General features: G+C 77.0%; 11 protein-coding genes. 4 read left to right on the top strand and 7 right to left on the bottom strand.

What is annotated here, in order from left to right:
• The first annotated feature begins 226 nt into the window (after nucleotides 1–226).
• Nucleotides 227–1,225, top strand: a complete 999-nt coding sequence (locus tag RM779_RS29120; protein WP_311620780.1) for an RICIN domain-containing protein — start codon at nucleotides 227–229, stop codon at nucleotides 1,223–1,225.
• 25 nt (nucleotides 1,226–1,250) lie between these two features.
• On the opposite strand, the gene RM779_RS29115 is transcribed toward RM779_RS29120, so the two are convergent.
• The 6 genes from RM779_RS29115 to RM779_RS29090 are packed head-to-tail and all read right to left on the bottom strand — an operon-like array spanning nucleotide 1,251 to nucleotide 16,182.
• On the bottom strand, nucleotides 1,251–2,309 hold the full coding sequence (locus tag RM779_RS29115) for a class I SAM-dependent methyltransferase (protein WP_311620779.1): 1,059 nt from the start codon (nucleotides 2,307–2,309) through the stop codon (nucleotides 1,251–1,253).
• A 13-nt stretch (nucleotides 2,310–2,322) separates the two neighbouring features.
• Nucleotides 2,323–3,570, bottom strand: a complete 1,248-nt coding sequence (locus RM779_RS29110; protein WP_311620778.1) for a glycosyltransferase — start codon at nucleotides 3,568–3,570, stop codon at nucleotides 2,323–2,325.
• Nucleotides 3,567–4,421 carry an alpha/beta fold hydrolase gene (locus tag RM779_RS29105; RefSeq protein WP_311620870.1) on the bottom strand — a complete coding sequence of 285 codons (855 nt, stop codon included), beginning with the start codon at nucleotides 4,419–4,421 and terminating at the stop codon, nucleotides 3,567–3,569. Before RM779_RS29105 ends, RM779_RS29110 begins: the two co-directional genes overlap by 4 nt.
• Nucleotides 4,422–4,430: 9 nt before the next feature.
• The gene (locus RM779_RS29100) at nucleotides 4,431–4,847 is read right to left on the bottom strand and encodes a hypothetical protein (RefSeq protein ID WP_311620777.1); all 417 of its coding nucleotides are present in this window, start codon (nucleotides 4,845–4,847) and stop codon (nucleotides 4,431–4,433) included.
• Nucleotides 4,844–9,364 carry a polyketide synthase gene (locus RM779_RS29095; protein WP_311620776.1) on the bottom strand — a complete coding sequence of 1,507 codons (4,521 nt, stop codon included), beginning with the start codon at nucleotides 9,362–9,364 and terminating at the stop codon, nucleotides 4,844–4,846. Before RM779_RS29095 ends, RM779_RS29100 begins: the two co-directional genes overlap by 4 nt.
• Nucleotides 9,361–16,182: an SDR family oxidoreductase gene (locus RM779_RS29090; RefSeq protein ID WP_311620775.1), complete on the bottom strand. Its 6,822-nt coding sequence runs from the start codon at nucleotides 16,180–16,182 to the stop codon at nucleotides 9,361–9,363. The genes RM779_RS29095 and RM779_RS29090 overlap by 4 nt, the downstream gene beginning before the upstream one ends.
• Before the next feature lie 520 nt (nucleotides 16,183–16,702).
• On the opposite strand from RM779_RS29090, the gene RM779_RS29085 reads away from it, so the two are divergent.
• Nucleotides 16,703–17,785, top strand: coding sequence for a terpene synthase family protein (locus RM779_RS29085; protein WP_311620774.1), 1,083 nt, complete (start codon nucleotides 16,703–16,705; stop codon nucleotides 17,783–17,785).
• Between the two features lie 19 nt (nucleotides 17,786–17,804).
• Here RM779_RS29085 and RM779_RS29080 read toward each other — a convergent pair whose 3' ends face one another.
• Nucleotides 17,805–18,602: an AraC family transcriptional regulator gene (locus RM779_RS29080; RefSeq protein ID WP_311620773.1), complete on the bottom strand. Its 798-nt coding sequence runs from the start codon at nucleotides 18,600–18,602 to the stop codon at nucleotides 17,805–17,807.
• Between the two features lie 93 nt (nucleotides 18,603–18,695).
• Here RM779_RS29080 and RM779_RS29075 point away from each other — a divergent pair, with 93 nt between their 5' ends.
• Nucleotides 18,696–19,526, top strand: a complete 831-nt coding sequence (locus RM779_RS29075; protein WP_311620772.1) for a phytanoyl-CoA dioxygenase family protein — start codon at nucleotides 18,696–18,698, stop codon at nucleotides 19,524–19,526.
• 72 nt (nucleotides 19,527–19,598) lie between these two features.
• The gene (locus RM779_RS29070) at nucleotides 19,599–19,901 is read left to right on the top strand and encodes a hypothetical protein (RefSeq protein ID WP_311620771.1); all 303 of its coding nucleotides are present in this window, start codon (nucleotides 19,599–19,601) and stop codon (nucleotides 19,899–19,901) included.
• The last annotated feature ends 268 nt before the right edge of the window (nucleotides 19,902–20,169 follow it).

The following is a 20,169-nucleotide window of genomic DNA, read 5'->3' as shown; positions in this document are numbered from 1 at the left end:
GCCCCGCCCGGTGCCGCCGCCGCTCCGTCGAACGCGGCAGGCGGGCGGGCGCGGGCGGGCGTCCTGGCCGTTCACGGGCCTGCCGGGCACGCCCGGCAGGACCCGCGGCGCGGCCCGGGCACCGGACCGCGCCGCCCCCGGAATGGCCGACAGTGCACCCCGCGGCTTGGCAGGAACGCCGGTTGGGGGGAAGCTTCCGCGCGAGCAGCACAGAGGGGGAGCGGCCATGAGGCCAGAGCGCAGGAGGAACGACCCCGCGGGCCTCGCCACGCCCGAGGAGTTCATCGACGCGCTCCGGGCGCTGAAGAACGCGTCGGGCCTGACCTTCCGGGAGCTGACGGAACGCGCCGCGGCGGTCGGCCACAGCCTGCCGACCAGCACCCTCGCCGGCAGCCTGACCCGCACCTCGCTGCCCAGCGCCGCCGTCGTCACCGGGCTGGTCCGCGCCTGCGGCGGCACCGGCGAGGACGCGGAACGGTGGCTGGCGGCGCGCACCCGCATCGCCATCGGCGCCGCAGCCCCAGACGAAGCCGAAGACCCCGACGAAGCCGAAGCCGAGCCGGCCGAGCCGGCTGAGCCGGACGAGCCGCCGCGGCCCGCGGCGCCGACGGCCCGCCGCCACCGGCGGCGCCTGCTCACCGCCGCCGCGGCCGGCGGCCTGATCGTCGCAGGGCTGGGCGGCGTCCTCGCCGTCGGCTCCGACGACGAGTCGCGGGACCCCGTCGCCGAACCGACGCCCGAAAGCGCCGACCAGCACGTCCCGCCCCTCGGCGACGTCCTGCTGCGCCCCGCCCACACCGGCATGTGCCTGACCGAAGGACGCGAACGCAACGGGCGGACCGACCGGCCGCTGCTCGTCCAGCGCGAATGCGCCACCGCGACGGCCGCCCCGCCACGGCTCGTCCTGCAACAGGCGGCGGAAGGCACCTACCAGCTCCTGTTCGTCCACCCCGACCACGGACCCGGCTGCCTGACCGTCGACCAGGGCGGCCAGGAGGACGGCCGCCTGCTCGCGCCTCACGATTGCAACGACGGCCTGCCGCACCAGCGGTTCGTCATCGAGCCCATGGACGTACCCACCGCGGGCGGCTACCGCATCATGCCCGCCCACGGCGACAAGTGCCTCGGCTTCATCGGCCCGGTCGACGAGGAGGGCGCCGAGGTCGCGCAGATGACGTGCGTCGGCACGGCCGATCAGCAGTTCCTCATCGAAGCCGCCGACTGAGCCCCACAGGCCCCGACGTCCCGGCTCACGCCCCGCGCCTGGCGATCACCCGGTAGGCGTTCGACAGCCTGCCGCGCCTGGCCGCCACCGCCAGCAGCGCGTCAAGACCCTGCGCCACGGCCAGCGCGGGCAGCGCGGCGAGCACCCCGCCCTTGCGCACGAAACGCGCCGCCGCGCCCGGCCGGCGCGCGTCCCAGGGCACGTCGTCCCGCGGCAGCGCCCGGTTCAGCAGGAACCAGGACGCGGCGATCACGTCCCCGCGCACGTGCGCGGGGCGTGGGCGGACATCGAGCACCGTGAAGCCGAGCCCGGTCAGCTCCTTGCGCATGTTGGCCAGGGGCACGAGGTTCAGATGTTGCGGCTGCAACCACGGCATCCAGTACCGGCCGAACAGCCGCGCCGACAGCGACTCCGGGTCCGGCACCTCGATCACCAGCTGGCCGCCCGGCCGCAGCGCGGCGCGCGCGGCGGCCAGCTCGCGCCGCGGGTCCTGCGTGTGCTCCAGGTAGTGGAACATGCTCACCACGTCGTAGGCCCCGGCCAGCTCCGTGCTCGCCAGCTCCGTCAGGAAACCGCGGAACGCCCGCGCCACGCGGCCCGACCGTTCCGCCTCCAGCACGGCTTCGCCCATGTCGAGACCGTGGAACTCGGTGTCCGGCAGCATCCGCCGCGCCGCCGCGGGGAAGGCCCCGTTCGCCGTCCCCACGTCCAGCCAGGTGCCCGGCGTCACATGCGGCCTCACGGCCGCCACACTCGCGCGGAACCGCGGGCCTGCGCTCTCGAACAGCCGCCCGATGGTGTCGGCGCAGAAACCGTCGTAGAAGTCCCGGTAGTAGAACGCGAGACCCGCCTCGCTCAGCCGCGGATTCTGGAAGACGTGCCCGCACGCCCCGCACCGGTCCACCGTGAACTCCCCCGGTTTTCTCTGGAACCAGTCGCGGGTGCGCACCCGGCACGTCAGCCGTTCCGACCCGCACCACGGGCAGTCCGTCCTGCGCGGCAGCAGGAACGGCTCCAGCCCGCCGGCCAGCTCCTCGCGGTAGTCCGCGCGCGCCCGCGCGATCTGCTCCGTGTCCGGCGTCATCTCCTGGCTCTCCTCACCTCTCGGGAGCGGCGGCGCTCATGTGCCCGCCGCCAACCTTCTCCGCCCGTTCCGCCCGTTCCGCCCGTTCCGGCCGTTCCGCCCGTTCCACCTGCTCCACCCGTTCCGCCGCGGCCGCCGCACCGCCCGCGGCCCGGAAGGAAGCGCCGATACGGCGCGCCGACGCGGCGTACCCGGGCCCCGACAGCACCGCGTCCAGCGCGGCGCCGACCGTCTCCGGGCCGCTGCGCCCGAACCTGACCCGCACCCCGGCCCCCGCCGCCGTGACCTGCCCGGCGATCACCGGCTGGTCGTCCCGGATCGGCGCCACGACCAGCGGAACGCCGTGCCACAGCGCCTCGGCCACCGTGTTGTGCCCGGCGTGGCAGACCACGGCGGCGGCGCCGGCCAGCAGCGGCAGCTGCGGCACCACCGGCCGCACCAGCAGGCCGGGGGCGGCCGACGGCGGCCCGAGCACCCCGCCCGGATCGGCGACCACCGCCCGCAGTCGGTCCGCCCGTTCCCGTACGGCGGCCACGCACGCGCCGAGGAACCGGGCACCCGCCGCGCTGTTCGCCGTGCCCAGCGTCACCAGCACCAGCGGCAGCCCCCCGTCCTCCCCGACCCAGTCCCACGGGAACGCCGCGTCGCGCGGGCGCGCGCCGAGCGCGGGCCCGACGAACGCCAGCGGCCCCTTGTCCCGCGGTACGGGCCCGGCCAGCTCGGGCGTGGAGCACACGATCGTCAGCCAGGGCGAGAACCGCGGATCGTGCCCGGCCCCCGGGTCGCCGAACCGCGCCCGCAGCCCGGCCAGCAGCTCGCCGGTCCACGCGCCGACCTTCGGCAGCCCCACCGCACCGGTCAGCTCCCCCGAGGTGCTCGCCAGCGTCACGAACGGCAGCCCGGCGCGCTCGGCGGCCAGCGCGCCCGCCACCGTCTGCTGGTCGGCCACCACCAGATCAGGACGGAACCGCTCCACCGCCTCCGCCACGCCCGGCAGCATCGCCTCGGCCAGCGGCCCGAACCAGCGTTCCCACAGGAACTTCAGCGCCGCCACCCCGCGCAGCCCGTCCGGCCGCGCCGACCAGTCCGGTTGCACCGCGCAGGCGAACACCCGGCCCCCGTCCGGGAGCAGCCGCGCCAGCAGGCCCGGCTCGCCCGCCCACGCCACGGTGTGCCCGCGCGCCACCAGCTCGCCCGCGACCGCCACGGCCGGATTCACGTGCCCCACCAGCGGGGGCACCACGAAGAGGAAACGGCTCATCGGCCCGCTCCGCGCACCGCGCCGCCCGCACCGGTGTGCTCCCGCACCCAGTCGAGTGCGAGCCGGCCGACCGCGTCCGGTGCCTCCACCAGCACCGAGTGCTTCATCCCGGCGACCTCGGCGATCCGCGCCCGCGGCAGCACCGAGGCCAGCCACGCCGACTGCGGGCCGACGAGACCCCGGCTGCCGTTCACCAGCAGCACCGGGCAGTCGACGGCACGGATCTCCTCCTCCGTCACCGGCCGGCCCGCCGTGATGTCCTGCACGATGGTGGTCGAGCCGATCAGCCGCCCCGCGGACCGGCCGAGCCGCTCGATGCGCGCCTCCTGCCGCGGCCCGCTCCTGGTGGACGAGACCATCCCGTACAGCTCCACGAACCGCGAGAGCGACCCGGCGTCGAGCCCGCCCCCCGTGGTGTCGCGCAGCGCGGCGCGCATCGTCGCCGCCCACTGCTCGGTCGCCGGACCCGACTCGATGACCAGCACCGAGGCGGTGCTCCCCGGCCACCGCAGCGCGTGGTCGAGCGCCACGGTGCCGCCGAAGGAATTGCCCACCAGGTGAACGGGCCGGGTGACGCCGAGCCGCCTCAGCAGCGCCCGCAGGTCGGCGCCGAAGTCCTGCACGGTGTATCCGGAACGCGGCCGCTCGCTGCGCCCGTGCCCGCGCATGTCGTACATGACGGCCTCGCAGCCCCGCGCGGCGAACGCGGGGCCGAGCGTGAAGTAGAAGCTGGCCAGGCTGTCGATGAACGCGCCGTGCAGGAACACCACGACCGGCGCCGGCCGCTCCGCCGCGGCCTGCCGCGGGGGCAGCCGCACCACGTTCAGCGTCACGCCGTTGGCCTCGACCATCGGCACCGCTCAGCGCTCCCCGGCCGGCTCGATGCCGCCGAGCACGTGGTCGACGAGCCGGCCCACGGTCAGCTCGATCAGCTCGTCCAGCTCCATCCCCGCGATCAGCTCGGCGAGGTTGACCCGCTCCCCGTACCGGTCCGCCAGGCGCTCGGAGAGGGCGACCAGGTCGATGCTCTCCAGCATCAGGTCCTCGCCGAGGCTGGTGTCCATGCCGATCTCGAACCCCAGGTCCCCTGCCTCGCCCGAGTCGCCCGGCTCGCCCGCCCCCTCCGCATCGCCCGTCCCCTCCGCATCGCCCGTCCCCTCCGCATCGCCCGTCCCCTCCGCATCGCCCGTCTCGTCGTCGCCGAGGATCGAGATGATCATCCCGGCGATCGTGGCCAGCACGGCCTCCCTGGTCGCGACCGGCTGTACGACGCTCACTCGCTCTTCTCCTCGTGCTCGTTGGGTACGGTCCAGGCGACGGCGTAGGCCCTCGCCCCGTGCGTGACGCCGGTGCAGCGCACCCGGTGGCGGCCCGTGCCGGTGGCCACGACCAGCTCGTCCCGCGCCGCCTCGACGACGGCGAAGTCCCGCGGGCGGCCGCGGAATCCGGTGCCCTCGGCCTTGGCCGCGGCCTCCTTCGCGGCCCAGAACCGCGCGAACCACGCGTCGCCCGGCTCGGCGCCCCCGGCGGCGCACGCGTCCAGCAGCGCGCGTTCGTCCCGGCCGAGCGCCACCGCGACGGCGCGCTCGGTGTCCGGCGCGATCAGCTCCACGTCGATGCCAGCGCCCGCGCCCGCGGTGCGGACGAGCGCGACGGCCACGTCCTTGCGGTGCGCGAGCGACAGGTCGAGGGGCGGCAGCGCCCGGCCGTGCCTGCCGGTGGCGAACGGCCGACCGGTCGGCTCGTTCCCGATGCCGATTTCCGCGGGGAAGACGTCGCCCTCGCCGTGCCGCCACAGCCACCCGCGCACCGCGTCCTTCGCGGCGATCCTGCCGAGCAGCCACTCCCTGCGCCCGCGCGGGGGGCGCAGGGCGTAGGCGGCCCGTTCCTCGCTGCCGAGCTGGGTGCCCATCACCAGCTCCCGCGAGGCCAGATCGGGCCACTGGTCCGTCAGCAGCCACCAGCCGCCCGGCTGCTGCCGCGCCAGCGGGCGCCGCTCCGGGTAGCCGCCGGAGCGCAGCGAGAGCGGCCCGGCGAACCTGCGGTCGCGCCACCCGTCGATCTCCGCCCACACCCGGCCGCCCACGGTCAGCTGGACGTCGGCGGTCACGGACGTCTCGTCGAGGCCGGTGACGCGGACGGTGCACTCCACGTCGGTGCCGGGCGGGGGCTGCGGCCCGTGGAAGCGGATCGCGTCCATCTGCACCGGGAAGACGATGGCCCGGCCCGGCCTGGTCGCCATCAGCCAGTACCCGAGGAGCTGGCCGACGTTGTCCAGCAGCGCGCCCGGCGCGGCGGGCGCGGTGATGGTGCCGCGGATGTGCCGTTCCCCGGTGCCGGCGAGGCGGGTGACGCCCTGGAACGCGGGGCCGTGGAACATCCAGCGGTCCGCGTACAGGTCGGCGGGGCCGTGCGCACAGGGGTGTTCCGTGCCGGGGGCGGGCGCGGGCCAGGGGGCGGGCGGCGCGGGGTGGTGCGCCGCGACGGTGACACGGGCGCGCGCGTACGCGCCGAAGGCGACCGTGAACGCGCCGCCCGCGCCGGGCGTGACGGTGATGTCGGCGGTCGCTTCCGGCAGGGCGTCCGCCCACTGGTCGAACCGCACCCCGTGCAGCGCCGTCGCGCGGCGGCCGGGCGCCGCCCGTTCCGCGGCGTCCTGCATGTGCTGGACGATGGTGGTGGCGGGCACCACGGGCCGCCGGTCGGCGATGTCGGGCCAGCCGGGCGGCTGCGCGAAGAAGCAGTGGTCGAGCAGGTAGGGCATGGTGCGGGTGGAGATCCGCAGCGTGCTGCGCAGCGGCGCCGCGGGTGGCCGCGGCGCGCGGGCCGCGGTGATGACGCGGGTCGCGGCACCGGCGGTCTCGGCGAGCAGCGCGGCCAACTCCCTGGCGGCGGGGACCCGTTCGCCCAGGTCGCGCAGTCCGGCCAGCTCGGCCGACTCGGCCGACTCGGCCGACTCGGCCGTCTCGGCCGTCTCGGCCGGCCCCGGCCCCGCGGCCCCGGCCCGGGCCCGGGCCGCGCCGTCGGCCAGCGCGCACCGCAGCGCGGCGCCGAGGGCCGCGCGGTCCTCCGCGCGCAGCGAGACGAGCGGGCCGCCGAGCGGCAGCCGCGCCGGCGGCATGGCGGCGCGCGGCGCGGGAGCGCGCGCCGACTGTGCCGCGGGGCCCGGCTCGGCCTCCGCCGCGGCGGGCGAACCCTCCGTCCACAGCGCGAGCGCGACGCGGCGCAGCTGCGCGAGGCCGCCGCGGTGCGGGGAGTTGGCGGCCACGGTCAGGTGCGGGCGGCCGGTCAGCGTGTCGTCGATCAGCGAGGCCAGCTGCCCGGTGCCCGCCTGCACGAACACCCGGTAGCCCGCCGCGTGCATCGCCTCGATCATCGGCCGGAACCGCACCGGCTCAAGCAGGTGCCGCAGGAACAGCTCCCGCACGGCCGCCGGATCGGCCGGGAACGGCGCGGCGGTCGTGGCCGACCACACCGGCAGCGCCGCGGGCAGCACCTCCAGCCGTTCCGCGCTCGCGGCGAGCGGCGCCAGGAAGGGCGCGAGCATCGGCGTGTGGAAGGCGGACCTGAACGGCAGCACCCGCCCCAGGACCCGCCGCGCGCGGAACCACCGCACCAGCTCCGCCACGGCCGGCTCGGGACCGCAGACCATCGTCTGATGCGGCGAGTTGTCGTGGCTGAGCACGATGTCCGGCCGGCCGGCCAGCGCCTCGGTCACCCGGTCAGCCGCGGTGCCGAGCACCGCGAACACCAGACCGGGCACCACGAGGGAGTCCGGGTCGAACGCGGCGAGCAGCCGGTCGGACTGCTCGCGCCCGTACAGCCCGCCGGCGACCATCGCGGACCACTCGCCGACGCTGTGCCCGGCCACGCCGTCCGGCGCCACACCCATCCGCCGCAGCGCCGCCTCGATCAGCCCGCCGACCGACAGCACGCCGAGGCCCTGCCGCACGGTGTCACCGGTGTCCGCGGCGGCGCGCGCCGACAGCGCGAGACCGAACCGCTCGGCCACCTCCGCGAGCCCGCGCGGCTCGAACTCGGCCTCAAGACCGGGGAAGACGAACGCCAGCAGGCCGGGCCGCGGGCCGCCGAGCAGGGGCCGCGGGCTGAACCACACGTCGTCCCTGCCGCGCCAGGCCCGGCCGCGCGCGACCGCGCGGCGGGCGAGCGCGAGCCGCTTCGCGGTCGGCTCGACGAGACCGAGCCGGCTCTCGCCCTCGGCCGCGGGCGCGGCGGCGGGCGGCCGCGGCAGGGCGCGGACCGCGGCGTCGTCCGCGTCGAGCAGCTCCGCCAGCCCCCGCGGTCCCGCGGCGGCGAGCCGCAGCACCCGCTCCGGCTCGCGCACGGCCGCGGGCGCGGCGCCCGCGCCCGCGGCGGCCCGGCCGTCGGGGGCGTCCGGGTCCTGTTCCAGCACGAGGTGCGCGTTGATCCCGCCGAAGCCGAACGCGTTCACCGCGGCGCGGCGCGGGCCGCCCTCCCAGGGCGCCGCGCCCGCCAGCGGCCGGAACACGGTCCGCGCGAGCGCCGGATGCGGCTCGTCGCAGTGCAGCGTGGGCAGCAGCGTCGCGCGGTGCACGGCCAGCGCCGCCTTGATCAGGCCCGCCGCCCCGGCCGCGGGCATGAGGTGGCCGATCATCGACTTCACCGAGCCGATGACGGGCGCGTCACCCGCGCCCGGCGGGCCGAACACCTCGGCCAGCGTCGCCAGTTCCGCGGCGTCCCCGGCGGGCGTCGCGGTGCCGTGCGCCTCGATCAGCCCCAGCGCGCCCGGCGCGCGGGGGTCGAGGCCCGCGGCGCGCCAGGCCAGCCGCACGGCCCGGGCCTGGCCGCCCGGGTCCGGGCTGACCAGGCCCCCGGCCCGGCCGTCGCCCGCGACCCCGGAGCCGCGGATGACGGCGTACACCCGGTCGCCGTCGCGCCGGGCGTCGGCCAGCCGCTTGAGCACCACGACGCCGGTGCCCTCGCCGATGAGCAGGCCGTCGGCCCCGGCGTGGAACGGGCGGATGCGCTGGCTCGGCGAGAGCGCCTTCAGCTGGGCGAACACGCTCCACAGGGTGATGTCGTGACAGTGGTGCACGCCCCCGGCGAGCATGACGTCGCACGCGCCGGAGGCCAGCGCGGCGATCGCCTGGTCCACCGCGATCAGCGCGGACGCGCAGGCCGCGTCCACCGTGTAGGCCGGGCCGCGCAGGTCGAGGCGGCCCGCGAGCCGCGAGGCCGCGAGGTTGGGAACGAGGCCGATCGCGTGCTCGGGGCGGTGCGGCCCGAGCCGTTCCTCGAAGGCGGCACGCACCCGGCTCAGCTGCTCGTCGCCCAGCTCGGGCAGCAGCTCGCGCAGGGTGCGGGTGAGCTGGTGCGCGGTGCGCAGCCGCTGGTCGAGGCGGGCCAGGCCGGGCGAGAGGTAGCCGCCGCGCCCCAGGATCACGCCCACGCGGTCGCGGTCGGGCAGCCGCTCGGGGCCGCCCGCGTCCGCGAGGGCGTCGGCGGCGACCGAGAGCGCGATCAGCTGATCGGGCTCGGTGCCGGACACCGCGCCCGGCATGATGCCGAACCGGGTGACCTCCACCTCGGCGAACTCGTCGACGAAGCCGCCGCGCCGGCAGTACACCGGGTCCGGGTAGTAGGCCGGGTCCCAGCGCTCGCCCGGCACTTCGGTGATGGCGTCGGTGCCCGCGACCAGATTCCGCCAGTAGGTCTCCAGATCGGGCGCGCCGGGCAGCATCGCCGCCATGCCGACGACGGCGACCGGGGGGACCGTGGGGACCGTGGGGACCGCCCCCCGCGCCGCCGTCACGCGCCCCACCCGTCCGCCGCGCTGTACACGACGGTGGCCTGCGCCGGATCGCCCCAGGCCAGCTCGTCGAGCAGGGCCCGCGCGCCTTCGTCCGGCTCGATGAGGCCGACACCGCGCCGCGCGTAGTCCCGCCCCAGCTCGGGAGAGACCATCCCCGGATGCGCCGCGGACGGCGCCCACGGCCCCCAGTGAACGGTCAGCGCGCGCGCCCCGGTGCGGGCCGCCCAGGCGGCGGCGACGCCTTCGAGCGCGTCGTTGGCCGCGGCGTAGTCGGCCTGCCCCCGGTTTCCCAGCACGGCGGAGACGCTGCCGAACAGGACGGCGAACCGCGGCACTTGGGGCAGCTGGGCCACCGCGTCGAGCAGCGTTCGCGCGCCGTCCACCTTGGTGGCGAAGACCCGGGCGAAGGATTCGGGGGTCTTCTGGTCGATCAGCCGGTCCTCGATGACCCCGGCCGCGCACACCACGCCGTCCAGCCGCCCGTGGCGCGTGTGCACCGCCTTGACGGCCTGCCGCACCGACTCCGGGTCCAGCAGGTCGGCGGACTGGTAACGGGCCTCGGCGCCCCGCGCGTTCAGCTCGGCGAGGGTCGCGGCGATCTCCCGCTGGGCCAGGATCAGCGCGGCCTCGCGCTCGATCGCGGCCGGGTCGTGGCCGCCGCGGGCCGCGAGTGCGGCGCGCAGCGCCGTGCGGTCCGCGGCCCGCGCCGTGTCCGCCGCCTCGGGGCCCGCGGCCTGCGGGGTGCGGCCCAGCAGCTCGATCCGGCAGCCGGTGGCCGCGGCGAGCGCGGTGGCGACGTGCGCGGTGATGCCGCGGGCGCCGCCCGCGAGCAGCACCACCGCGTCGCGGCCGAGGCCGAGCGCCGCGCCGTCGGCCGCGGCCGAACGCCCCGGGGGCGGCGTCAGCGCGGACGGCACGGTCGCGCAGCCCTGCCGCCCCGCGGGCGTGTGCAGGACGACGGGGGCGCGGTCCGCGTCGGCCAGCTCGCCGAGCAGCAGCGCGGCGGTCGCCTCCGCGGGCGCGGCCGGATCGATGCCGACCACGCGCGCCAGGGTCCCGGGGTATTCGCGGGCCACGGTGCGCAGCAGCCCGTCGAGGCCGGTGGCCCGGCTCTCGGCCGGGCGCACGCACAGCAGCCGCGCGGGGCCGAGCCGCAGGGCCGCCCTGATCACGGGGAACGCGGCGGGCAGCGGCGGGCGCTCGGCCCCGTCCGCGAGCGGCCCGAGCAACAGCACGCCGTCCAGCGGGCCTTCGCGCTCGGACAGCAGGTGTCCCGCCGCCCGCGGCAGGGGCTGGGCGCCGCGGGCGGCGAGTGCGGCGGCGAGGGCTTCCGCGTGCGGCCCCTCGCCGAGCAGGGCGAAGCGCCGCCCCGCGAGGTCCCCCGGCTCCGGCTGCGCGGCGAGCGGCACGCGGTGCGGAACGAGCCGCTTCGGCGCGGTGCCGCGCGGCACATCCGGCCGCGGCTCGGCCGAGCGCTGCGCGGGCACGGGTGCGGCGGTGCGCCCGGCCAGCCAGTCGGCGATGGCCGCCGCGGTGCGGGCGCCGGAGAGCCGGTCGACCTCTGCGTCCGTCAGCGGCGCCGCGCCAGGGCCGCTGAGCCGCGCGGCCAACTCGCCCGCGATCTCAGTGCGTTTGATGGAGTCGATGCTGAGGTCGGCCTCCAGGTCGAGTGCCGGGTCCAGCATGTCCACGGGGTAGCCGGTGCGTTCGCTGATGACGTCGAGCACGGTGTCCAGCGTGCTGGCGGCCGGTCGCGCGGCGGCCTCCGACGCGGGGGCCGCGGGCGCCGCGCCCGCCGGGGCGGCGGGCGTCACGGGAACGGGCGCGTCGGCGCTCAGGGCGGGCAGCGCGGACGGCGCGGACGGCGCGGGGCCCGACTCGGGGAGCGCGCCTGGCGGCGCGGCACCGCCGAAGTAGGACAGGAGCACATCGCGCTGGGCCGCGACCAACTCCCTGGTGGTGGTGAGGAACTGCGTGACCAGCGCGTCCCGTGCGGCCGGCTCGCCGGTCCCGGGCGCGGCGGCGGGAACACGCCGGGCCGGACGCAGCCCGCCGGCCAGCGGCTCGCCGTCCGCCGTGCGCACCAGGTGCCCGTCCACCAGCCAGCCGGGTACCCGCTCGGGCGCGGGCGCGCCGCCCCTGCCGTGGAACAGCCAGCCGGTGCGCACGTCAAGACCGGCGACGGCCAGCTCGGCGAGCGCGCTCAGCAGGCCGCGCAGCCCGGCGTCGGGCCGCGGCTCGACGGCGACGGCGTGGTGCGGGCGGCCGGCGAGGATCTTGCGCACCAGGCCGGTGAGGACGGCGCCCGGCCCCGCCTCGACGAACACCCGGGCCCCGGCGGCGTACATGGCCTCGACCTGCGCCACGAACCGCACGGGCGCGCTGAGTTGGGCGGCCAGCTCGGCGCGGATGGCCTCGCCCGCCGCCGGGTAGGCGGCGGCCGTGCGGTTGGCCCACACGGGGAACTCCGGGGTGCGGAAGCGGTATCCGGCCAGCGCGCGGGCGAACTCCGGTCCCGCGTCCGCCATCAGCGGGCTGTGGAAGGCGCAGGCCACGGGCAGCGGCCTGGGCTTGAGGCCCGCGGCGCGCAGCCCCGCCACGGCCTCGGCGACCGCGGCGGTCCCGCCGGAGATGACGCACTGGTCCGGCGCGTTGTCGCCTGCGAGGACGACGTGCCCGTCCCGCGCCGCGGCCCCGTCGGCGAGGAGCCGTTCGACCTCGGCGGCGGACGCCGGCACGGCGGCCATGGCGCCCGGGTCCCCGGCGGCCGAGGCGAGGAGCGCCCCGGCCCGCAGGCCGCTGAGCCGCAGCAGGTCGGCGGGGCTCAGCGCGCCGGCCGCGCACAGCGCCACCAGCTCGCCGTAGGAGTGGCCGCCCGCCAGGTCGGGCCGGATACCGGCGCGGCCGAGCAGGTCGAACGCGGCGAGGCCGACGGCGCCGAGGGCCGGCTGGGCGACGCGGGTGTCGGTGACGGCGGCCCGCTGCCGTTCCGCCGTGTCCTCGTCGAACGCGGCGGGCGGGTACAGGATGTCGGCGAGCCCCGGCAGCAGGCCGAGGTGGCGCTGCGTTTCGGGGAACGCGAGGAACAGCTCGGCGAACATGCCGGGCCGCTGGCTGCCCTGGCCGGGGAAGAGGAACGCGACCCGGCCCGGCGGCTCGGGCGTCTCCGGCGTCTCCGGCGTCTCGGGCCGCTCGGGCGCAAGGTGGATGCCGAGGGCCGGGTCGTGGCCGCCGGCCAGCGCCTTGCGCAGGGCCGCGGCCAGCTCGCCGGTGCTGCCCGCGACCACGGCGATGTGCACCGTGCCGCCCGCGGCGTCGGAACGGCGGGCGGTGTCCCGCGCGAGGCGCGCCAGCGGGGCGTGGCCCGTCTCCAGGGCGGCGAGCAGCCGTTCGGCCTCGCGCGCGGCCGAGGCGCGGTCGTGGCCGCGGAAGGTGAACAGCTCGGCGGGCCACACCTCGCAGCCGTGCGGGGGCGGCGGCGCGCCGTGGCCGCCGAGCACCACGTGGAAGTTGGTCCCGCCGAAGCCGAACGCGCTGACGCCCGCCAGCCGTTCGGCCGCGGGCAGCGGCCACGGGCGCGGCGCGGTGTGGAAGACGAACGGGCTGCGTTCGCGCTCCCAGGCCGGGTTGGGCCGCGTCAGGTTGCCCGTCGGGGGCAGGGCGCCGGTGTGCAGGGCGAGCGCGGTCTTGATGAGCCCGGCCAGACCGGCCGCGCACTTGGTGTGCCCGATCTGCGACTTGACCGAACCGAGCGCACAGCTGCCGGGCCGGGCCCCGGCCTCGGCGAACTCCTCGGTGAGCACGGTCAGCTCGGTGCGGTCGCCGACCACGGTGCCGGTGCCGTGCGCCTCCACCAGGCCGACGTCGGCGGGCGAGACGCCCGCGGCGCGGTAGGCGCGGCGCAGCGCGGCGCGCTGCCCCTCGGGCCGCGGCGCGGTCAGTCCGCGGGCGCGGCCGTCGCTCGACGCGCCGACGCCCTTGATCACGGCGTAGACGCGGTCGCCGTCGCGCTCGGCGTCGGCGAGGCGTTTGAGTACGACGCAGGCGACGCCTTCCCCGAGCGCGATGCCGTCGGCCCCGGCGTCGAACGTGCGGGAGCGGCCGGTGGGCGAAAGGGCGCCCACCGAGGCGAACATGAGGTAGTCGTTGATCCCGTTGTGCAGGTCGGCGCCGCCGCACAGCACCGCGTCGCTCGATCCGGCGGCCAGCTCCTTGCAGGCGGCGTCGACGGCGGCGAGCGAGGAGGCGCAGGCCGCGTCCACGGTGTAGTTGGCGCCGCCGAGGTCGAGGCGGTTGGCGATGCGGCCCGCGATGACGTTGGCCAGCATGCCGGGGAAGGAGTCCTCGGTGAGCGGCGGCAGTTGCTCGGCGAGCCCCGGGGGCAGCTCCGCCAGGTAGGACGGCAGGACGGTGCGCAGCGCCGCCGCCTGGGACAGGTCGCTGCCGGACTCGGCGCCGAAGATCACCGAGGTGCGGGAGCGGTCGAACGGGCGCGCGTCGTACCCCGCGTCGTCCAGGGCGCGGCGTGCCGCCTCCAGGGCGAGCAGCTGGACCGGCTCGATGCTGCCGAGCGCGGCCGGCGGGATGCCGTAGGCCAGCGGGTCGAAGGGTATACGCGGCAGGAACCCGCCCCACTTGGAAGGACTCGTCGGGTGGGTCCCGTCCCCGCTCCCGTCTCCGTCCCCGCTCCCGTCTCCGTCCCCGGCCCCGTCCGCCCGGTAGTAGACGCGCGGGTCCCAGCGTTCGCCGGGCACTTCGGTCACCGCGTCGTGGCCGCCGAGCACGTTGGCCCAGAAGGTGCCGAGGTCGGCGGCGTCGGGGAACATGCAGGACATGCCGACGACGGCGATGTCCAGTGGGGCGGGCGGCTCGGCGGCGCCCTGGGCCGGGTCGGCCGAGGCGCGCAGCGCGGCGGCCCGCGCCGCGAAGTGCTCGGCGGCGCCCGGGCCTACGGCCCGGTGCAGCTCGCCGACGGTGGTGGTCCGCGCGCGCAGCACGGCGACCTCGCCGGCCATGAACATCCCGGCGGCCAGCTGCCGTTCCTCCGAGGCGGGGACCAGCTCGGCGCCGACGCGCTCGACGCCCCTGCTGGCGATGCGGAGCCGCCCGAGGTTCAGCTTCTCCAGCTCGGGCCAGGCTTCGCGCTCGGGCACGCCCGCCGCGCGCAGCGCCTGCCGCGCGGCGTCGAACTCGCCGGTGAACGGGCTGGTCACGCACCGCGTGGCGTGCCCGGGCGCGGTGGTGAGGAGCGCGGTGGAACCGGCGGTGAGGACCTGCCGCTGGAAGACCGGGCCGATCGCGCCGCGGGCGACCGCCTGCTCGGTGAAGAGGTAGGCGGTGCCCATGAGAACGCCGACCGCAACGCCGCGTGCGGTGAGCGGCGCGGCGAGTGCGGCGACCATGGCGGCGGAGCGCTGGTCGTGGATGCCGCCCGCGAACAGCACCTCGATGCCACCGCCGTCCTCCGGCGCGCGGCCCGGCTCGTCGAGGAAGCCGGTCAGGACGGCGAGCTGCGCCTCCCACAGGGCGAAGCTGGTCAGCGGGCCGACGTGGCCTCCGCACTCCGAGCCCTCGAAGACGAACCTGCGGCTGCCCGCGGCCAGATACTGCCGCAGCAGCCCGGGGGTGGGCACGTGCAGGAACGTACGGACGCCCGCGGCTTCGAGGTCGGCGGCCTGCGCGGGCCGCCCGCCCGCGATGACGGCGTGGCTGGGGCGCACCTCGCGGACGACGGCGAGCTGCGCGGCGCGGATCTCCTCGTCGGCGAAGCCGAGCAGCCCCACGCCCCAGGGCCGGTCGCCGAGGGCGGCGCGGGTGGCGGTCAGGATGTCGCGGGTCTGCTCGCCGGTGGCGAGGGCGAGGGCGAGGAACGGCAGGCCGCCCTCGGCCGCCACGTCGGCGGCGAATCCAGGACGGTCGCTGACACGCGTCATCGGCCCTTGCGCGATGGGCAGTTCGGTGCCGAGGGCGCGGCTCATGGGGGAGCCGGGGCGCAGCGCGCGGGCCGGGGCGTCGTCGCGGAAGGTGGCGGTGACGGCCGAGGAGACGGCGGCGACGGCGCGGGCCGCGGTGCCCCACCGGTCCGCGAACCGGGCGGCGAGGTAACCGTCCTGGCCGACGGGCAGCGGCGGCCCGGCGGGCCCGCCGGGCCCGGGGCGGTGCAGCACCCGGTGGCCGTCCGCGGTCACCGTGGTCTCGGTGCCGTCGAGGCGGCGGACGACGGCGGCGAGGTGCTCGGGCAGCTCGGACTCGGCGAGCAGCGCCAGTTGGGTGTCCAGCACGACTCCGGCGGCGCCCCCGGCCACCGCCGCGGCGGCCGTGTGCGGGCCGATCCCGCCGCAGGCCCAGACCGGGACGCCGGGGGCCTCGCGGACGAGCAGTTGCTGGAGCAGCGTGAAGGTGCTCAACGAGCCGCCGCGGCCGCCGCTTTCGCTGCCGCGCGCGATCAGTCCGTGTGCGCCGGCGTTGACGGCGGACGCGGCCTCGGCCGCGCTGGTCACCTCGGCGAGCACGCGCCATCCGGCGGGCAGGTCCGCCGGGTGCCAGGGCGCGCCGTGGCCGAGTACGGCGGTGAGGCCGGGGAGGTCGCCCATGTCCTCGGGGGCGAGCGCGCAATCCGCGCCGACGCGGACGCCGAACGGGCCGCCCGCCCAGGAACGGAGTCTGGAAAGCGCCTCGGCCGCGTGCCGGTCACCCAGTCCCAGATCCAGCACACCGAGCCCGCCGGCCCGGCAGACGGCGGCGGTGAGCCGGGCATCAGGCTCCCCGAAGGGACTGACACCGATGACAAGTGGATAATTTGCTGAGACGGGCGCCATGGCACTCCAAGTGCAGGACGTGTGGGGTTTCGAACGCGCGCATCCGCTTTTTCGCCTGGCTTCTGGGCAGCCTTATTGCCGTCATTATTACCGGCGCCCCAGTGACGTGCAACGTGGTCTTCTCCGCTGCTGGGCGGGCTGACACAGGGGTGACACATCCGGCCCGTTTCCGGCGAATTCCGCCGCAAAGGCGGTGGTGTGACGCCCTGTCCTGGCGGCAGATCCCCGAGGCGTACGAACATGTGGACCGTTCCGCGCCGCATTCACCCCAGCAATGTATTATTTTCTTATCGAATTCGTCAGCACGCATCGCCGATATCCACGGTCGAGGTAATTCCATACGCGCAAAGTTGACGACATCGCTCGTTGGGATGGTGCGGGTGGTGCGGCGCCATTCACCCGCTCCGGCGCCGCCGTTCTCCCCCCGCCGCGCCACCACGCGCCGGGCGCTCGGGGTGTGCGCGTGCGGCGGCGCGGGGCACGAAGCAGGCAGCCGACCCGACCCCGGGAGGACAGCCGCGTGCGCGAACCCGCCGCCGACGGACCCGTGTTGTACTGCCCGATCGCCCCGGCCGTGCATCCGCAGGCCGAGCGGATCGAGGCCGAGTGCCGCGCCTGGCTCGGCTCCTGGGGCCTGTTCGCGGACGAAGCCGGCCGGGCCAGGCTGGCCGGGGCGCGCGCGGGCGAGCTGTCGGCGCGCGTGCTGCCGCGCGGCTCCGCCGAGGGCGTTCGGCTGTCGGCCGACTTCCAGATGTGGCTGTTCGCCTTCGACGACGCCCTCGACGACGCACTGGGGAAGGAGGGCGAGGCGGCGGCGCCCGCGGTCTGCGCCCCGCTCCTGCGGGTGCTTGACACGCCGTGCGCGGGCCCCGGCGGCGACCGGTGGGCGCGGGCGCTGCGGGAGATCAGACTGCGGGTGCAGGCGCTGGCCACCCCGGTGCAGCTGGACCGCTGGGTCGCGGCGACCGGGCACTTCCTGACCGGCAGGGCGCGGGAGAGCGCGCGCGGGCGCGCGGCCCCGCCGCCCTCGCTGAACGACTACGCGTCCCACCGGCTGCGCTCCGGCGCCGTGACGGCCTGCGTGACGCTGATGGACGTCGTGGAGGGCTACGAGCTGCCGCCCGCGGACGCCGGGCGGGCGGAGGTCAGGGCCCTGACCGAGATGTGCGCCGTGCTGGTGTGCTGGGACAACGACATCGTCGCCGCGCGGCACGAGGAGCGGCACCGCGCCGCCCCCCGGCCCAATCTGGTGGACGTCACGGGACACGAGTACGGCTGCCCGCCCGCCGAGGCGCTGGCGCGTGCGGTGGCCGCGCGGGACCGGGTGATGCAGCGGTTCCAGGCGGTGCGCACCCGGGCCGAGCCGGTGGCAGCGGACCCGGTGCGGCGCTACCTCGGGGGCCTGGGCACCTGGGTGCGCGGCAACCTCGACTGGTCGGTGCGCTCCGCGCGCCACCGGCCGGCCGGCGCGCCGGCCGCGGGCCGGGTGCGCCTGACCGGCACCCCGCCGGGCCGGGACGAGGGCCCTCTGCCGCTGCCTGCCGTGGCCTGGTGGTGGCAGCTGCCTTCGGACGCGCGGGAGCCGGGCCCCGGGCCCGGGTGAACGCCGGGCACCGCGCGCCTCACCCGGACGCGGGGCCGCGGCGGGCGGCGGCGCGCACGGCCCGCGGGGAGGCACCCAGCTCGCGACGGCAGATCTTGTTGAACGCCTGGAGGTCGCCGATGCCGACGGACGCGGCCACCGACGCGATGGGCAGCGTCGTGTCCCGCAGCAGGTGACCCGCGCGCTCCATGCGGCGGCGCCTGAGGTAGGCGACCACCGTGTCGCCGGTCTCGGCGCGGAAGAGGCGCGTCAGGTGGTTGTGCGAGACGTCCGCGGCCCGGGCCAGTCCCGGCACGGTGAGCGGCTCGGCGAGGTGCGCCTCGATATGGGCGACGGCCGCGGCGACCGCCGGGTGGCCGCCGTCCGCGCCGTCCGCGCCGTACTGGGCGGGCAGGTCCGCGATGCCCCACAGCGCGGACCACACCTCGGCGACGGTGCGCGCCGGGGTGCGCGGGCGGGCCGCGATGGCCCGCAGGAGCTGGTCGGAGAGCGCGGTGGTCCGCGTCCCCGCGTCCTGCACCGCGGGCAGCGTGTGCCGCTCGCCGGTGCGGGCCGTCCGCAGGTGCGCGTAGAGGTGCTCGGACCGCCCGCGGTAGTGGTAGCGCACGAGGGTGCCGGGCGGGACGAGGCTGACCCAGCCGGGCCTGACGGTGTACACGGTGTCGTCGACGGTGAGGCGGGCCGTGTACCGGTACAGGTGCAGCTGCCACAGATCCGGCAGCCGGAAGGTGTCGTGCAGGCTCGCCGTGCCGTGCACGCCGACACCGATCCCCTCCACGCGCGGCGGCTCGCCAAGCCGGATCTGGAAGCGTTGCATGGTGAAAAGTTACCAGTAGTGGTGAGCAGTACCCATGTGCACGCTGGGCCTTCGCTTCTACCGTTGGTCAGCAGCAACCACTTGGAGGGAAAGATGAGCAACCGTCCCGCACCCGAGCACCTGCTGACCTCCGTCCAGATGGCCCGCTTCGTGGCCCACGGCTTCGTGCGGCTCGACGCCGTGGTGCCCGAGGAGCTGAACGCCGACGCGGTGGACGTGCTGTCCGCCGGCATCCCAGCCGTCCCCTACGGCACCCCGGTGGCGGAGGCGTTCCCGCCCGGCTCCCTGCCCGCGCGGCTGATCGGGGTGCCCGCGGTGGCCGGCGCGCTGCACAGCCTGGTCGGCCCGGCGCCGCACGTGGACCACCACGCGGTGCACGTGCGCGAGCCCGGCGAGGGCTCGGCCCAGCCGCTGCACGGCGACGCGATCATCGACGTGCGGCCCGACGCGTTCGACGTGCAGCTCATGTACTACCCGCGGGAGGTCACGCTCCGGGCGGGCGGCACGCTGATCGTGCCGGGCAGCCATCTGCGGCGCACGAACGAGACCGACACCGGCCGCTACCAGAACCTGCGCGGCCAGCACCGGCTGACCTGCCCGGCGGGCACGGTGCTGATCCTGCACCACGGCCTGTGGCACGGCGGGCGGCGGAACGAGGGCACGGAGCGGCGCTACATGTTCAAGATCCGCTTCAACCCGGTGGTGCGGCAGCGGCTGCTGTGGAACACCGCCGACCTCGACGACCCGGCGGTGGCCGAGGAGTTGCGCGCGCAGTTCCCCTGGTACGAGCAGGCGACCGGGCGGCTCGAATTCCACAACCGGGTCCGGCTGTGGCGTGCCCTGACCGGCGAGGACGACTTCGACCTCGACCACTGGGTGACCCGGGTCAGCAACCGGCCGGAACGCCAGCCGGCCGACGCCTGACCCCGCACGTTCCGCATGTTCCGCACGTTCCGCACGTTCCGGGAAATCACCGTTCAGGAAGGACCGTCTCCCATGACCACCGCGGAAACCCCCGCAGCCACCGGCACGCTGCGGCAGCAGGTGCTCGTCCTGTACCTCTCCACCTCGGCGCTCGACAGCGGCACCGTCGGCTGGGCCCGCTACGACGGAACGGGCACCACCACGCCGACGACGGGCGACGGCGACGAACCGCCCTACCCGGACGGGGTCGCGGCCCTGCGGGACGGCTGGCGGCTGATCCAGGCCGCGCAGCTGATCCCGCCCTATCCGGGGCACGAGTACGACGTCTCGTTCCTCAAGCACGAGTTCCTGTTCGAAAAGCTCGTGCGGGTCTGAGCGCGGCGGCCCGTTTCGGGTGCGGGGCGGGCGGGCACCCGTGGCGTCCTTGTCGTTTCCGCAAGCCGTCCACGGGAGAGCGCCCCGATGGTCACACCGCAGCCGCCCGATCCGGTACCGCCGACGCCCACCCCGCCGCCCGATCCGGGCGGGCCGGGGCCCGGCCCTTCGCCGGGCCCCGTGCCCGGGCCGCCGCCCGCACCGCCGCCAGGGCCCCCGCCCGAGCCGATGCCGCCGCCGGAGCCCGATCCGGTGCCGCCGACGCCGC

The organism is Streptomyces johnsoniae, assembly GCF_031845565.1.
Taxonomy (GTDB): Bacteria; Actinomycetota; Actinomycetes; order Streptomycetales; family Streptomycetaceae; genus Streptomyces; species Streptomyces johnsoniae.
Note: the sequence above shows the minus strand (reverse complement) of the source record. Positions and strands in the feature narration are given on the sequence as shown.